Raw genomic sequence first — 12,197 nt, 5'->3', positions numbered from 1 at the left:
GGGGAGAAGAGCGAGCCGTTCACCATCGGTGACCACCTCTACGGCTCGCTGCGCGACGACGCGCTGGCGTACTTCTACCACAACCGCAGCGGCATCAAGATCGACGCGAAGCTCGTGGGACGCCAGTACGCCCGTCCCGCGGGCCATGACAGGACCGCCGCGCACCGGGGCGACACCGACGTCCCGTGCGTCAGGGGGGTGTGCGACTACCGCCGGAATGTCTCCGGCGGCTGGTACGACGCCGGTGACCAGGGCAAGTACGTCGTCAACGGCGGTATCTCGGTGGCCCAGCTGATGTCCGCCTACGAGCGCACCCGCACCACCAAGGGCGCCGACGCCGCGCCGCTGGGCGACGGCCGGCTCCGGGTGCCCGAGCGCGGCAACGGCGTGCCGGACATCCTGGACGAGGCCCGCTGGGAGATGGAGTTCCTGCTGCGCATGCAGGTGCCCCAGGGCAAGCCGCTCGCCGGCATGGCGTTCCACAAGGTGCACGACAAGCAGTGGACCGGAATCCCCACCCGGCCCGACCAGGACACCCAACAGCGCGAGCTGCACAAGCCGTCCACCGCGGCCACGCTCAACCTGGCGGCCGCCGCCGCGCAGAGCGCCCGTCTCTGGCGGCCCTACGACCCGGACTTCGCCGCCCGCTGCCTGCACGCGGCCCGGACCGCCTGGGACGCTGCCAAGGCCCACCCGACGATGTACGCCAGCGACAAGGACTCCACGGGCGGCGGCGCCTACGGCGACCGGAACGTCGGCGACGAGTTCTACTGGGCCGCGGCCGAGCTGTTCATCACCACCGGTGATCACGCCTACGCCAAGGCGGTGCTCGGCTCGCCGCTGCACCACGACGTGGCCGCGCTCTTCCCGCGCGGCGGCGGTATGTCCTGGTCGCAGGTCGCCGGCCTCGGAGCGCTCGACCTGGCCACCGTCCCCAACAAGCTCACCGCCGAGCGGCGCGCGGACGTGCGCGCGATGGTGACGAAGGCCGCCGACCGCTACGCCTCGGACTCCGCCGGATCGGCCTACGGCGTCCCGTACGCGCCGAAGGGCGGCGCGTACGAGTGGGGCTCCAACAGCCAGGTGCTGAACAACATGATCGTGCTCGCCACCGCGCACGACCTGACGGGCAAGCCCCGCTATCTCGGCGCGGTGCTCTGCGGCATGGACTACGTGCTGGGCGAGAACCCGCTCAACCAGTCCTATGTCACCGGGTACGGCGAACGGAACGCGCACAACCAGCACCACCGCTTCTGGGCGCACCAGCGTGACCACCGGCTGCCGCATCCGCCGCCCGGATCGCTGGCGGGCGGCCCGAACTCCGGGCTGCAGGATCCGGTGGCGAAGAAGAAGCTGAAGGGCTGCGCCCCGGCGATGTGCTACACCGACGACCTCATGGCGTTCTCCACCAACGAGATCACCATCAACTGGAACGCGCCGCTGGCCTGGATCGCCGCGTACCTGGACGATCTGGGCAACGGCTCGACGGACCAGTCCGTGAGCTGATCCGGGAGGCACGGACGGTGCGGCGCCGGGGCGCTGGTCCGACAGGAAAACCTGGAAACCGGAAAACCGGTCCCCGGGCAGTCGCCCGGGGACCGGCCTTCCTACGGCGGGGACGGGGCCCCGGGAGATCAGTCGGCGCCGAACTCCATCGCGGCACGGTCGAGCAGCTTGTCCTCGGACACCTTCCCGTCCGAGGCGATCGCCTCGGAGGCGCCCTGGGGCATCGCGCCGATCAGCCCGGTCGAGGCCGCCTGCGCGGCGCCGATCAGCGCCGGGTGCGCGTTGCCGACCATGCCGAGCCCGGCGTACTGCTCCAGCTTGGCGCGGGAGTCGGCGATGTCCAGGTTGCGCATGGTCAGCTGGCCGATCCGGTCCACCGGCCCGAAGGCGGAGTCCTCGGTCCGCTCCATCGACAGCTTGTCCGGGTGGTAGCTGAACGCCGGTCCGGAGGTGTCCAGGATGGAGTAGTCCTCGCCGCGCCGCAGCCGCAGCGTCACCTCACCGGTGATCGCCGCGCCGACCCAGCGCTGCAGCGACTCGCGCACCATCAGCGCCTGCGGGTCCAGCCAGCGGCCCTCGTACATCAGCCGGCCGAGCCGCCGGCCCTCGGTGTGGTAGGTGGCGAGGGTGTCCTCGTTGTGGATCGCGTTGACCAGGCGCTCGTACGCCGCGTGCAGCAGCGCCATGCCGGGTGCCTCGTAGATGCCCCGGCTCTTGGCCTCGATGACCCGGTTCTCGATCTGGTCCGACATGCCCATGCCGTGCCGGCCGCCGATGGCGTTGGCCTCCAGCACCAGATCGACGGCGGAGGCGAACTCCTTGCCGTTGATCGTCACCGGCCGGCCCTGCTCGAAGCCGATGGTGACGTCCTCGGCCGCTATCTCGACCGCCGGGTCCCAGAACCGTACGCCCATGATCGGCTCGACGATCTCGATGCCCGTGTCGAGGTGCTCGAGCGACTTGGCCTCGTGGGTGGCGCCCCAGATGTTGGCGTCGGTGGAGTACGCCTTCTCCGTGCTGTCCCGGTAGGGCAGGCCGTGGGCGAGCAGCCACTCCGACATCTCCTTGCGGCCGCCCAGCTCGCTGACGAAGTCGGCGTCCAGCCACGGCTTGTAGATCCGCAGGGAGGGGTTGGCCAGCAGGCCGTAGCGGTAGAACCGCTCGATGTCATTGCCCTTGAAGGTGGAGCCGTCGCCCCAGATCTGCACATCGTCCTCGAGCATGGCGCGCACCAGCAGGGTGCCGGTGACCGCACGCCCGAGCGGGGTGGTGTTGAAGTAGCTGCGGCCACCGGAGCGGATGTGGAACGCCCCGCAGGCCAGGGCCGCGAGCCCTTCCTCCACCAGGGCCGCCCGGCAGTCGACCAGGCGGGCGACCTCCGCGCCGTACGTCGTGGCGCGCCCGGGGACCGAGGCGATGTCGGGCTCGTCGTACTGGCCGATGTCGGCGGTGTAGGTGCAGGGCACCGCGCCCTTGTCGCGCATCCACGCGACCGCTACCGAGGTGTCGAGGCCACCGGAGAAGGCGATCCCGACGCGTTGGCCGACAGGGAGGGAGGTGAGAACTTTGGACACAGCAGGATTATGCAGTGTCACGCATGATCATGCAAGCCCCCTGGTGGCACCCGGTGGCCGGCGCCCGTCGGTGGCCGGGGTGACGGGCGCCGGGGCAGCGGGGAGTGTCACGAGGTGAGGTAGGCCTCCACCTCACCGATCTGGGCCGCCGGCCAGCCCGTGTTCCCGGTGACGTTGAGCCTCAGGTAGCGCACGGAGGTGTTGCCGGGCAGGGTGACGGTGACGGTGTTGCCGGTCGCCGGGTCGAAGCGGTAGCCCTGGGAGCCGACCACCGTGGAGTACGACGAGGCCGAGCCGTCGGCGCTGCCCAGCACGGACAGCGTCTGGGTGCGGGCGCCCCACGCCGAGGACGGCGGCAGCTTCAGCACCAGCCGGCGGACGGCCTGGCTGGAGCCGAGGTCGACGGTCAGGGCCTGCGGAAACGCGTTGTTGGCGGACTCCCAGTAGGTGGTGGCGTCGCCGTCGACCGCCTTGCCGGGGGTGTAGACGTCCTGCGAGCCGGTCGCGGTGGCCGGACGGCCCTTGGCGAGGTTGCGGCCCGGGTCGGGCTCCGGGCTGCCCTTGCCGGGCTCGGGCCAGGTGGAGCAGTCCGGCCAGGAACTGCTCCAGCCGGAGTTGCCGCCGCCGTCGGTGACCTCGAAGGTGCCCGAGTCGGTCGGGAAGGGGCAGTTGTAGACGCCCGCCGCGCCGACGCTGGAGGCCGTGACGTCGCTGAACTTCGCCGCCCCCGGCGCCTCGGCCTGCACCACCACCGTTCCGGGGTTGGTCACGGTCGCGCCCTTCACCGTGACGTTCTTGACCGGGTAGCCCTTCCCGCCGCCGGAGACGAACTCGAACGCGCTGTACGGGCTGTCCTTGATGGTGGTGTCGGTGATGTTGACGGTGGCGTCGATCGCGCTGTTGTAGGAGTCGACGCGCAGCGCGCCCATCGGGTGGTTCCAGTTGGGGTTCATGGCGCCCGCGCGGACGAGCGTGTTGCCGTCGACGGTGATCGTGCCGGACAGCGGGTGGAACGGATCCAGGAACTTCTGGTTGGAGATGGCGATACCGCTGCCGAGCGCGTTGGTGTCGGAGATCAGGTTGTTCTTGACCGAGATGTCCGTGCCGCCGTAGATCGCTATGCCGTTGGCGAGGTTCGGCTGCGAGATGGTGTTGTTCTCGAAGCTGCTGTTGATGTCCGGCGAGTTCAGCGACCACATGGCGAGCGCGTCGTCGCCCTGGTTGCGCAGGAAGTTGCCGCGGACGCGGACGTTCTTGGCGGAGCCGTTGAGGTTCAGGCCGTCGGCGGTGGTGTCCAGGATGCGGTTGTTCTCGACCACGAGGTTGTCGTTGTTGCCCGTCAGCCACAGGCCGACCTTCAGGTGCTGCAGCCACATGCCGGACACGCTGGAGTCCGGACCGAGCGAACCGTTGACGAAGTTGTCGGGGTTGGAGTCGACGCGCTCGGTGACCTCGCCGATGACCGCGAAGTCCTTGATGTGGACCTTGCCCGAGGAACTGCTCTGGTCGATGAAGCGCGAGGTGTGCACGGTGGTGTGCCAGCTGCCGGCGCCCTGCAGGGTGACGTTCTGCACACCGTTCAGCGAGGAGGTCAGCTTGTAGTCACCCGGCGGGATCCAGACCACTCCGCCCTGGGCGGCGGCGATGGCGTCCCGGAACGCCTGGGTGGAATCGCCCTGTCCGGTGGGGTCGGCGCCCTTGGCGGTGACGGAGACCGACCCGGCGGGCTGGCCGGCGGCCGCGTCGACCTGCTCGAAGTCGGCCACATCCACGGTGACCTGGGTGTTCTTCGCCTCGAAGGCGACCTTGTCGCCGGCCCCCACGTTCTGGCCCAGCAGCAGCCGGGCGTTGTCGTAGAAGTGGTGGGTCTTCGAGCCCGTGATCCAGCTGGTGTCCACGTACGAGTACTTGGATGTGACCGCGATGCTCTTGGAGAGCTTGGTGCCGTTGACGTAGACGTCGAGCGTGCCCGACTGGCCGTCGGGCACGCTGTAGGCGACGTTCACGGCGTTGGCCGCGCGGGGCGCGCTGAACTCGACGCGCTGGCCGGCGGCGAGACGGACGGCCTGGCGGCCGGATGCCTCGGAGGCCAGTGTGCCCTGGGTGACGTCGGGTCCGATCTTCGTACCCGTGGTGGTGGCCGACTCCGCCTCGACGGAGGCGAACGGGAGGGCCGCGCCCGCCGCCGCGTGTGCGGCGGCGGGGGTCAGGGTGACCAGCATGCCGGCCGCCAGGGCCACGGTCGCCCCGATCGCCGGCAAGCGCCTGACGGATGCCGATGAGGTACTGCTGTGCATGTGCTGATCCCTTCGTGGTGGGGGGAGGGAGATGGAGCGCGGTGCGGTGGCGGCGGCTCAGCCGAGCAGCCAGACCGCGGTGTCCCGCGGGAGGCGGCCCTGATCGTCCAACGGGCCGCTGGTGAGCAGGATCCGGGAGTGGCCGTCCAGCTCGGTGGGGGTGTCGGCCAGGTTGACCACGCAGACCAGGCCGTCGCCACGGGCGAAGGCGAGCACACCCTCGGGCGAGGGCAGCCAGGTCAGCGGCCCGTCGCCGAACCCGGGCGTGTCACGGCGGATGCGGATCGCCTCGCGGTAGAGGGTGAGCATCGAGCCCGGGTCGTCCGCCTGGAGGTCGGCCGCGTACCCCGGCCAGTGCGCGGGCTGCGGCAGCCACGGCTCCTGGTGCGAACCGAAACCCGCGTACGGCGCCTTCGCCGCCCACGGCAGCGGCACCCGGCAGCCGTCGCGGCCCGGGTCGGTGCCGCCGGAGCGGAAGTGCATCGGGTCCTGGATGCGGTCACGGGGGATGTCGGCCTCGGGCAGGCCCAGCTCCTCCCCCTGGTAGACGTAGACCGCGCCGGGCAGGGCCAGCGACAGCAGGGCCGCGGCCCGGGCCCGCCGGGTGCCCAGGGCGAGATCGGTGGGGGTGCCGAAGACCTTGGTGGCGAAGTCGAAACCGGTGTCCTCGCGTCCGTAGCGGGTGACCGTGCGGGTCACGTCGTGGTTGCACAGCACCCAGGTGGCGGGCGCGCCCACGGGGGCGTGTTCGGCGAGCGTCTCGTCGATCGAGGCGCGCAGCCGCCCGGCGTCCCAGGGGCAGGCCAGGAAGGAGAAGTTGAAGGCGGTGTGCAGCTCGTCGGGGCGCAGGTAGCGGGCGAAGCGCTCGCTGTCGGGCAGCCACACCTCACCGACGAAGACACCGCCGTACTCGTCGGCCACCGCGCGCCAGGAGCGGTAGACCTCGTGCAGCTCGTCGCGGTCGACGTACGGATGCGGATCGCGGCCCTCGACGAAGTCGGGCAGCCGGGGGTCCTTGACCAGGAGGGCGGCCGAGTCGATGCGGACGCCCGCGACCCCCCGCTCGAACCAGAAGCGCAGGATCTCCTCGTGCTCCTGGCGGACGGCCGGATGGGCCCAGTTGAGGTCGGGCTGCTCGGGGGCGAACAGGTGCAGGTACCAGTCGCCGTCGGGCAGCCGGGTCCACGCCGGGCCGCCGAACTCCGACCGCCAGCCGTTGGGCGGCAGCTCACCGTGGTCGCCGCGGCCCGGACGGAAGTGGAACAGCTCCCGCTCGGGCCCGCCGGCGAGGGCGGCGCGCCACCAGGGGTGCTGGTCGGAGACGTGGTTCGGCACGATGTCGACGATGGTGCGGATGCCCAGCTGCTGGGCCTCGGCGATGAGCTTCTCCGCCTCGGCCAGGGTGCCGAAGGCGGGGTCGATGGCACGGTAGTCGGCGACGTCATAGCCGCCGTCCTTCATGGGCGACTGGTACCAGGGGCTGAACCACAGTGCGTCGACGCCGAGTTCGGCGAGGTACGGCAGCCTGGCCCGGACGCCCGCGAGGTCGCCGGTGCCGTCGCCGTCCCCGTCGGCGAAGCTGCGCACGTACACCTGATAGATGACGGCGGAGCGCCACCAGTCGTGGTGTGTCCGGGCAGGGGTGGGCTGTGCCACGGTGGGTGCCTTTCTGTCGGGGGGACGGTGTCAGCCCTTCGTGCTGCCCGCGCTGATCCCGGCGATGATGTGCCGCTGGAAGACGAGGAACAGCGCGACCATCGGAATGCTGGCGATGACCATCGCGGCGATGAGCACGGTCAGCTGGATGTTCTGCGACAGCTGGACGAGCGCCACGCTGATCGGCTGCTTGCCGGTGTCGGAGAAGACCATCAGCGGCCACAGGAAGTCCTGCCACACGGCGACCAGTGCGAAGATCGACACGACCCCGAGCACCGGACGTGACATGGGCAGCACGATCGACCACAGGGTGCGCAGCTTTCCGGCGCCGTCGATCTCGGCGGCCTCCAGGACGTCACGCGGGAGCTGATCGAAGAACCGCTTGAGGAGGTAGAGGTTGAAGGCGTTGGCGACCGCGGGCAGCCAGATCGCCAGCGGGTCGTTGAGCAGGCTGGTGTGGATCAGCGGCAGGTCGGCGACGGTCAGGTACTTGGGCACGACCAGCGCCTGGGCCGGGACCATCAGCGTGGCCAGGATGCCGCCGAGGATCACCTTGCCGAAGGCGGGTTTCAGCTTGGACAGGGCGTAGGCGGCGGCCGTGCAGAAGACCAGCTGGAACACCCAGGCGCCGGCCGCCTGGACCACCGTGTTCCACAGGTGCTGCGGGAGCTGCATGAGGTCCCAGGCATCGGTGTAGCCGCTCAGGTGCCACTGCTCGGGAACGAGCGTGGGCGGGGTCCGCGCCACCTCGTCCGGCGACTTCATCGCCCCGGACACCATCCAGTAGACGGGGAAGAGGAAGGCGAGCGCGAACAGCACCACCACGGCGCCGAAGACCGTCCAGTAGACGGCCCGGCCGCGGGGGCGGGCCAGCGTGGCGGGGGAGACGAGGGTCCGGGTACTCATGCGTCGTCCTCCCCGGAGCGGGTCAGCCGCAGATAGAGGGTGGAGAAGGCGCCGAGCAGCACGAGCAGCATCACGCTCAGCGCACAGGCGCCGCCGAAGTCGTTGTAGAGGAAGGCGTACTTGTAGATGAGGTAGAGGACGGTGACCGTGGCGTTCTCCGGACCGCCGCCGGTGATCACGAACGGTTCGGTGAAGACCTGCATCGTCGCGATGATCTGGAGCAGCATCAGCATGAGGATGACGAAACGGGTCTGGGGGATGGTGACGTGCCGGATGCGCTGCAGCAGTCCGGCCCCGTCCAGTTCGGCCGCCTCGTACAGCTCACCGGGAATGGACTGCAGCGCCGCCAGGTAGATCAGGACGGTGCCGCCCATATTGGCCCAGGTGGCGACGATGACGAGGGATATCAGGGCGGTGTCGGCACCGTTGGACCAGTTGGAGGTGGGCAGGTGCGCGAAGCGCAGCGCCTCGTTGGCCAGCCCGGCGCCGGGGTCGTAGAACCACTTCCACAGCAGGGCGCTGACCACCGGCGGAATCATCACCGGCAGATAGACCACGACCCGGAAGAACGCCTTGGCGTGCCGGAGTTCGTTGAGGACCAGGGCCAGCAGGAACGGGATGGCGAAGCCGATGAGCAGGGCGAGCACGGTGAAGGTGAGCGTGTTCCGCCAGGCCGCGGTGAACTCCGGATCGTGCAGCACCCGGGTGAAGTTGTCCGTGCCGACCCACTCGGGGGAGGAACCGGGCGTGTACTTCTGGAAGGCGATCACCACCGCGCGGATCGCCGGGTACCAGGAGAACAGCGCGAAGCAGACGAGGCCGCCCAGGAGGAAGCCGTAGGCGCGGGCCTGGTCGGCGAGGCGGCGCCGCCGCCGGCCCCCCGCCGGGGGCGGCGCCGGCACCGGGCGTACCGCGATCGCCTCGGCGGGCGGGCGCGCAGCGGTCTTGGTCATCGGGCTCAGCCCCGGGCCAGGATGCTGTCGATCTTGCCGGAGGCGTCCTTGAGGAGCTTGTCGATGTCGGCGTCCTTGTTGGTCAGGACGGCGGAGACGGCTCCGTCCAGCACGGAGTAGATCTGCTGGGCGTGCGGCGGCTCGATCTTCAAGCGCAGCTTCCGGTTGCCTTCGAGGAAGGCCGCGTAGTTCTCCACCGGGACGTTGGCGTTGGCCTTCTTGACCCGCTGGTCCTTGGCGTCGGCGGCGCCGGTGAACAGCCGCGGCTCGGGCAGGCCCACCGGGGCGTCGTTCTTCTTGGCGCGCACGTAGTCGCCGAGGAACCCCTTGCCGGGGGTGAGGAACATGTGGTCGAGCCACTTCAGGCCGGCCCGGATCTGGGCGGGCGAGTCCTTCTTGTGGAACATGTAGCCGTCGCCGCCGATGAGCGTGGCCTGGCCGCCGGGCATCGGGGCGATGGCGAGGTCCTTGTAACTGCCGCCGTTCTGCTTCACCAGGATCGGGATGTTGTCGGGCGCGGCGAGGTACATGCCGAGCTTGCCGGCGCCCATCATCTGCTGGGCGTCGTTGATGATCAGGAGCTGTTTGCTGCCCATCGAGTCGTCCACCCAGCGCATGTCGTGCAGGTTGCGCAGGACCGCGCGGGCCTGGGGGGTGTCGATGGTGGACTTCTTGCCGTCGGCGCTGACGACCTCGCCGCCCTGGGCGTAGAGCTCCGCCGTGAAGTGCCAGCCGCCCTGGTTCTGCGCGCTGTAGTCCGCGTAGCCGACGGTGCCGCCGCCGAGCGCCGCGATCTTCTTCGCGGCGCCGCGGACCTCCTTCCAGGTCGTCGGCGGCTTGTCGGGGTCGAGACCGGCCTTCTCGAAGAGCTTGCGGTTGTAGATCAGGCCCATCGAGTAGCCGGTGCGCGGGATGCCGTAGACCTTGCCGTCGACGGTGTAGATGTCGCGCAGCTGCTTCTGGATGGTCCGGTAGCTCTTCAGCTCCTTGAGGTACGGGGTGAGGTCGGCCGCCTGGTTGATGTCGACGACGTGCTTGGCGTCGGTGAAGTAGGTGTAGAAGACGTTCTCCATCTGGCCGCCGGAGAGCTTGGCGTCGAACGTCTTCGGGTCCTGGCAGGGGAACGCGTCGTGCGCGACGACGTCGATGTCCGGGTTCTGCTTCTCGAAGGACGCGATGTCCTCCTCGAAGAACCTGCGGTCGACCTTGGCGCTCTTGGGCGGCATGCAGTTGACGGTGATGCGTGTCTTTCCGCTCGCCGAGTCGTCGTTCGACCCGCCGCACGCGGTCAAGGCGAGGGAACAGACACTGAGCGCGATGAGGGTGCGGCTGAACCCGGTGCTTCTCATGGATGGACCCCTCTGGACAGGAGCAGGGAAGCCCATGGCCGCGGGCGGGGTGCACACAGCCATGAGCGCGCCGTCACTCAAGCACCGTTGACATCCAGCCGCAAGATGTTGCGCATATTTTGTAATTATTCAACTGCTCTGAGAAATCTGGCCGGTCGTCCTTCCGGCCGTCTCGAGACTGCCCTTGGGCTGCCTTCTTCGGGGTGCGTTCCGGCTGTCTTCCGGCTGTCTCCCGGCTGTCTTCCGGCGGCCCGGCCCTTCAGTCCCGGGGCGCCTGTGCGGTGGAGCCGCGCACCACCAGCTCCGGCTCGAACAGCAGCTCCTCGGCCGGTACGGACACCCCGCCGATCTGCGTGTTCAGCAGCTCCACCGCCGCCCTGCCCATGGCCTCGATGGGCTGGCGGACGGTGGTCAGCGGCGGCTCGGTGCAGTTCATGAACGCGGAGTCGTCGTAGCCGACCACCGACACCCGCGACGGCACGCCCAGCCCCTTGCGGCGCGCCGCCCGGATCGCCCCCAGGGCGAGCGGGTCGCTGGCGCAGATGATGCCCGTGACCCCCCGGTCGATCAGCCGGGACGCCGCGGCGTGGCCGCCCTCGATCGAGAAGATCGCCCGGGCCACGAATTCCTCAGGCAGATCGCCGGCGACCGCCCGCGCGGCGGCCAGCTTGCGCGCCGACGGCATGTGGTCCCCGGGCCCGAGCACGAGTCCGATCCGCTCGTGGCCGAGGGAGGCCAGATGCCGCCACGCCTGTTCCATGGCCACGGCGTCGTCGCAGGAGACGCCCGGGAAACCGAGGTGCTCGATGGCCGCGTTGAGCAGCACCACCGGGATGTTGCGCCGGGCGAGCAGCCGGTAGTGCTCGTGCGCCGCGTCGGCCTGCGCGAACAGCCCGCCGGCGAACACCACCCCGGAGACCTGCTGTTGCAGCAGCAGGTCCACGTAATCGGCCTCGGAGACCCCGCCCTTGGTCTGGGTGCACAGCACCGGAGTCAGCCCCAGTTGGGCCAGCGCTCCGCCGATGACCTCGGCGAACGCCGGGAAGATGGGGTTCTGGAGCTCGGGCAGGACCAGCCCCACCAGCCGGGCGCGGTCCCCCCGCAGCTGCGTGGGCCGCTCATAGCCGAGGACGTCCAGCGCGGACAGCACGGCCTGCCGGGTGGCTTCGGAGACCCCGGGCTTGCTGTTGAGCACCCGGCTGACCGTGGCCTCGCTGACACCCACCTTCTTCGCCACTTCAGCAAGTCGTCGCGTCATACACGCAAGAGTAGCGTAAGAATTGCAAGCCGTTTGCGTAACGAGGGTGCGGAACGGAACCGGCTTCGGCGGGCGCCCCGGCTCGGGCCGCCCGCGTCACCGCCACGGCCGCCTTGAGGTCCGCCCGGCACTGGGCTGCCCGGCGGCCGCGTATGCCTTGTGGTCGGCGTGGTCGGCGTGGTCGGCGTGGTCGGCGTGGTCGGTGGTCGGTGTGGTCGGCGCAGGGGCCAGTACGTCCGTCCTGGACCGCCTGGGTGCGGACACGGTCCTGAACCCGGGTACGGGACCTTCCTCCTGACGGCTCGTCCTGAACGGGGGTGCCCACGTGGGGCGGGGCGGCTGACGATGGACACCCGCGCCCTGACGCCGCCGCCCGGACGGTGAGATGGGTGGGGTGACCGATAGCGCCGCGCGGCCGCCGGTGCGCAGATCGGGCGGGCGGGTGAGGAGGCGCACGTCGGCAACTCACCCTCGTTTGCCGCCCAGCGGTATCCGGACCTGTCGGCCATCGAGGACACGCCGAACGCCGTCCTCCTCCTGTGCGTGTCCCAGGGCGGGGTGGTGTCCGGGGACGGGGTGGTACGAGGGGGGGAGGGGCGGTGTCCGGTGGCGGGGTGGTGCCCAAGGACGGGGTGGTGCCGGGGGAGGGGACGGTGTTCCCGTGGCGGGACGGTGTCCGGGCACGGGGTGGTACCGGG

8 protein-coding genes are annotated in these 12,197 nt (G+C 70.1%); 1 reads left to right on the top strand and 7 read right to left on the bottom strand.

All coding sequences use genetic code 11. The annotated features are described in order from the left end of the window. On the top strand, nucleotides 1-1,506 hold a 1,506-nt coding region (locus AXW62_RS07320; RefSeq protein ID WP_060943774.1), incomplete at its 5' end, for a glycoside hydrolase family 9 protein. A gap of 128 nt (nucleotides 1,507-1,634) precedes the next feature. Here the strand turns inward: AXW62_RS07320 and argG are convergent. From argG to AXW62_RS07285, 7 genes are all read right to left on the bottom strand, one after another. Next, entirely contained in the window at nucleotides 1,635-3,080 is a 1,446-nt protein-coding gene (gene argG / locus AXW62_RS07315) for an argininosuccinate synthase (RefSeq protein WP_030824306.1), read from the bottom strand. Between the two features lie 107 nt (nucleotides 3,081-3,187). Beyond that, entirely contained in the window at nucleotides 3,188-5,377 is a 2,190-nt protein-coding gene (locus tag AXW62_RS07310; protein ID WP_060943773.1) for a discoidin domain-containing protein, read from the bottom strand. A 57-nt stretch (nucleotides 5,378-5,434) separates the two neighbouring features. Then, the gene (locus AXW62_RS07305) at nucleotides 5,435-7,033 is read right to left on the bottom strand and encodes a glycoside hydrolase family 13 protein (protein ID WP_060943772.1); all 1,599 of its coding nucleotides are present in this window, start codon (nucleotides 7,031-7,033) and stop codon (nucleotides 5,435-5,437) included. 30 nt (nucleotides 7,034-7,063) lie between these two features. Then, nucleotides 7,064-7,939, bottom strand: coding sequence for a carbohydrate ABC transporter permease (locus AXW62_RS07300; protein ID WP_030824314.1), 876 nt, complete (start codon nucleotides 7,937-7,939; stop codon nucleotides 7,064-7,066). Then, the gene (locus tag AXW62_RS07295) at nucleotides 7,936-8,892 is read right to left on the bottom strand and encodes a carbohydrate ABC transporter permease (protein ID WP_060943771.1); all 957 of its coding nucleotides are present in this window, start codon (nucleotides 8,890-8,892) and stop codon (nucleotides 7,936-7,938) included. Before AXW62_RS07295 ends, AXW62_RS07300 begins: the two co-directional genes overlap by 4 nt. A 5-nt stretch (nucleotides 8,893-8,897) precedes the next feature. Next, on the bottom strand, nucleotides 8,898-10,241 hold the full coding sequence (locus AXW62_RS07290) for an ABC transporter substrate-binding protein (RefSeq protein WP_060943770.1): 1,344 nt from the start codon (nucleotides 10,239-10,241) through the stop codon (nucleotides 8,898-8,900). A gap of 259 nt (nucleotides 10,242-10,500) precedes the next feature. Beyond that, nucleotides 10,501-11,499 carry a LacI family DNA-binding transcriptional regulator gene (locus AXW62_RS07285; RefSeq protein ID WP_174556360.1) on the bottom strand — a complete coding sequence of 333 codons (999 nt, stop codon included), beginning with the start codon at nucleotides 11,497-11,499 and terminating at the stop codon, nucleotides 10,501-10,503. Between the last annotated feature and the right edge of the window lie 698 nt (nucleotides 11,500-12,197).

The organism is Streptomyces hygroscopicus subsp. hygroscopicus (assembly GCF_001553455.1).
GTDB classification, from domain to species: Bacteria; Actinomycetota; Actinomycetes; order Streptomycetales; family Streptomycetaceae; genus Streptomyces; species Streptomyces hygroscopicus.
Note: the sequence above shows the minus strand (reverse complement) of the source record. Positions and strands in the feature narration are given on the sequence as shown.